General features: G+C 31.1%; 7 protein-coding genes. All 7 read right to left on the reverse strand.

Going from position 1 to position 3,671, the window contains the following annotated elements; translation table 11 throughout:
* On the reverse strand, positions 1 to 143 hold a 143-nt coding region (locus ACPYKA_RS19715), incomplete at its 3' end, for a DUF443 family protein (RefSeq protein WP_479543905.1).
* Between the two features lie 46 nt (positions 144 to 189).
* A complete protein-coding gene (locus ACPYKA_RS19720) occupies positions 190 to 336 on the reverse strand; it encodes a DUF4176 domain-containing protein (RefSeq protein ID WP_479543906.1) in 147 nt (48 codons plus the stop codon).
* Positions 337 to 585: 249 nt separating this feature from the next.
* Entirely contained in the window at positions 586 to 1,227 is a 642-nt protein-coding gene (locus tag ACPYKA_RS19725) for a DUF443 family protein (RefSeq protein ID WP_479543900.1), read from the reverse strand.
* Between the two features lie 50 nt (positions 1,228 to 1,277).
* Positions 1,278 to 1,586 (reverse strand): DUF4176 domain-containing protein, encoded by a 309-nt coding sequence (locus ACPYKA_RS19730; RefSeq protein WP_479543901.1) that lies wholly within the window; start codon positions 1,584 to 1,586, stop codon positions 1,278 to 1,280.
* A gap of 100 nt (positions 1,587 to 1,686) precedes the next feature.
* Complete coding sequence (locus tag ACPYKA_RS19735) at positions 1,687 to 2,328, reverse strand: DUF443 family protein (protein WP_479543902.1); 642 nt, start codon at positions 2,326 to 2,328, stop codon at positions 1,687 to 1,689.
* Between the two features lie 22 nt (positions 2,329 to 2,350).
* Positions 2,351 to 2,833, reverse strand: a complete 483-nt coding sequence (locus ACPYKA_RS19740; RefSeq protein ID WP_479543903.1) for a hypothetical protein — start codon at positions 2,831 to 2,833, stop codon at positions 2,351 to 2,353.
* A 219-nt stretch (positions 2,834 to 3,052) separates the two neighbouring features.
* Complete coding sequence (locus tag ACPYKA_RS19745; protein WP_479543904.1) at positions 3,053 to 3,325, reverse strand: TIGR04197 family type VII secretion effector; 273 nt, start codon at positions 3,323 to 3,325, stop codon at positions 3,053 to 3,055.
* Positions 3,326 to 3,671 lie beyond the last annotated feature (346 nt).

A 3,671-nucleotide genomic window follows, 5' to 3' on the forward strand; every position in this document is an offset into this window, starting at 1 on the left:
GTCCAAGAAGCAAAAGGGAATAAAATTAACCAAAAAGATCTGTCCATATCTACAATGTAGAAATCTTCATTAAATCTAATAATCTTGTATCTTCTATTTTTATACATATGTTCGACTTCTGCCTTCATAAGAGTTTCATCCATTTAATAGTCAATAATAACAACATGGACAAGGAATGTTACCTAGTGCTTAACGGCACGAAACTTTGCCTTTTTTATATTGTTCTAGATTCTTATTTGTCCAATTATGATATAATTTTAGATATCTTTCTTCGCCAGCATCAATATAGCCTTTAAATATCACTTCTTCGATGTTTTCATGATTAAAATAAAACATATTATTAGGCAATAAATCTTGTGGATAGAATCATCCAAAGTAAGCAAACAATAATTCTTCGTCATTCATTTTAATGATTGGCCTCTATTTATAATCATTATTTTACTTGTTCCTTCTTTTAGTAAACGATTGATCTAATAGGTAACGTGTAATTTCTCCTCCAGTTAATAATCTAAGTTCTCCTAATTTAGATTCAATGTACTATCTCCATATAAAGTAAGAATTCTATGTAAGAAAGAAACCTTTTATTTATCTATCAATTATTTCAATTTTCGCTCCCCCTACACGAATAACCTGGGTATTCCAAAGTAATGCAATCATTAGAAACAATGGAGTAAACATTAGTATAATAACGTTTCCCTCAGTCAAAATTAGAATACTCGCCATAAATACCGCTCCCCAAAAAAAGAGAAAAAAAATTACAAATATCAAGTAGTGTTGTGGTTTTTCTGGAGTTATTCTCAACTTTATGGCATTTAAACTTTCAATGTCTGCTTTTTTATTTAATTTTAGAAAAAGTCTTTTTTGAATATAGATCCTCATATAAACACATAAACTGAAAATAATAATTAGGATAAGTATTTTAATTCCTAACGTTATATGTAGGTTTAGCTGGGATAAAAGTGGCTTTAATAAATTGACAAAAAGGATCGAAATACCTCCTCCTAAAAGTGCAATTGAACCAGTACTCATTTGTTCACTTTTTGGCATTTGAATTTGTTTAAACTTTTTATTATCAATTTTGTATGCCTTGTGTGGAATAACCCAAAAAATAAAAGGAATTAAAAAAAACCAAAAAGATCGATCCATATCGATAATGTAAAAGTCTTCATTAAACCTTAAAATCTTGTATCTCATATTTTTATATACATGTTCGACTTCTGCCTTCATAAGAGTTTCACCCATTTAATAGCCAATAATAACAACATGGATAAGGAATGTTACCTATTGCTTAACGGCTCCGAAACTTTTCCTTTTTTATATTGATCTTGATTCTCAGTTGTCCAATTATAATATAATTTTTGATACCTTTCTTCGTCAGCATCGGTATAGCCTTCAAATATCACTTCATCAATGTTTTCGTGGTTAAAATAAAACACGTTATCGGGCAATAAACCTTGTGGATAGAAGCATCCGGAGTAATCAAACAATAATTCCTCATCATTCATTTTAATGATTGGCCCTCTATTTAAAATCATTATTTTACTTGTTCCTTCTTTTAAGTAAACGATTGATCCAATAGGTAACATCCTATTCATCCTTCCTCTGTAAGGTTATTTTTAGCATCAACTTTTATTTCAACCAGGCTTTATGCGAAAAAAACAATTAGAGACATATTGAAATTAATATCTATTTATCAAGTATTGTGACTTCAGCTGTGCCTACGGGAATAACTGTTGAATTCCAGATTAATCCCCAAATTATAATCAATGGGGTAAGCATTAAAATAATCATATTTCCTTCTATCCAAAATATACCACACCCGATAAAAGTAAATCCCCATATAAATAGATATCCTAAGAAATATATTAAACAGTATTTAGGCCTTTCTGGCTTTATTTTCAAATAAATTGGATGTAAAGTTTCAAAGTCAACTGTTCGATTTAGATTTTTAAACAGTCTATTATGAATATAAAGCCTTATGAAAATACTAAGTATAATAATGATAATAAGAAAGAGTATCTTTATTCCTAACACTATATGAAGGTTTAGCTCTGATAAAAGTGGCTTTAATAAATTGACAAAAAGGATCGAAATACCTCCTCCCAAAAGTGCTATTGAACCAGTGCTCATTTGTTCACTTTTAGGCATTTGGATAAGCTTATATGTTTCCTTGTCTATTTTGTATGCTTTATGATGCATAAACCAATAAACAAAGGGGAATAAAAATCCCCAAAAAGAGCGATCCATATCAAGGATATATAAATTTCCATTAAGTCTTAAAACCTTATATCTCATGTTTTTGTACACTTGTTCTACTTTACATTTCATTTTTAATCACCATAATATATATTTATTTAATATAGTGTAAAGGAAAAACTCCAATTATTACTGGATTTTCGATACCATGTTGTATAGCTTCACCAACAGAGTCTATCACGTATTGAAAACCTAGAAAATTAGTTTGGTATGCTCGTTCAGCCAAAATCGAGACTGAGATTCCTACAGCAGCAACTCCCACTATACCCCATCCTACGGGTGTTGAACCTAACCCTACAAGCGCACTTGCCCCAAGTCCTGCACCCGCAACCGTAGCATTATGAGCAATTGCTACTCCGACTGTTTTATCTTCATTGGCCAAATCATCATGCATTCCTATTGCAAACCCTGCTGCGGAAAGACTGCCCCCGAGAGCTGTTCCAACACGTGTTAAGTTATTTCCTTGCCTAATAAAAAATTTTCCGGTTTTATCAAAAAACTTATTAATATTGTTCAAAAGATCTTTATCAATAAAGTTTTTAGCTATAGGAAAATCCTTAAACCGAAATTTTTTCAAATATTGACCAGCTTTTAGTATCTGTTGAAAAAGGATTAAGTGAAGTTACTAGTAGGAAGGCGTGGAATGCTTATACTTTTGATTCTTCAAACCTAGAATGGGCAAAAGAGCTTGACGCTAAAACGTTTTATGCCAAAATTGTAGAGACAATTTCTCTTGAAAATAAGTTAAATGAAAAAGAAAACTAAACTTTCTTCCATGGTTGCACCTTCTCGCTCATCATTTCTTAAGAAAACTATCTCCTAATATTTGATCTGTTGCTTCAAATTCACTCGCTACAGTTTGAATTTGATCTATATCTTGCTTTAAAGCTAAAGCAAACTCATTCACAATTGACTTTTGAACTTCAATTACTTCTTTTGCTCGCGCGTTGGCCCTTATTGTTGTCTGCTCTGCATAATTGATTTGATGTTTATGAATAGACTCTAGTGCATTTTCTAACTCCTTAGCAACACGTTGAGCAACCGATTGATTACTTAGAATTTCTTTCATAAACGATCCCTCTTTGAATTCCAATTTTACCCATTCATATATAAGTTTATCGAAATATTAGGTGTAAATCTATAGTGTGAAAGTTGTGTTTAAATAGAAGAAGGTTATATTTAAACAATATAGATAGTAAAAAAGGACTGTTAATAAATAAAGTAATTTATGAGAATTTCCTGCACCATCTCATATACAGGTTAGCACCCAAAAACTAAGGTTTTAATTCATAGTCAAAGTCTCTTTTAATTATAAATGGGCGTAATTTAAGTTTTTAAAGTTTTGTTTTGCTGGATTAATTATTCTCCACCCTCTTACACGGTGGCTGGGACCATCTTTTGAAGGTATTTCGTAC

Origin of the sequence: Pseudogracilibacillus amylolyticus (SeqCode) (assembly GCF_051918545.1) — a bacterium.
Classification (GTDB): domain Bacteria; phylum Bacillota; class Bacilli; order Bacillales; family Amphibacillaceae; genus Pseudogracilibacillus.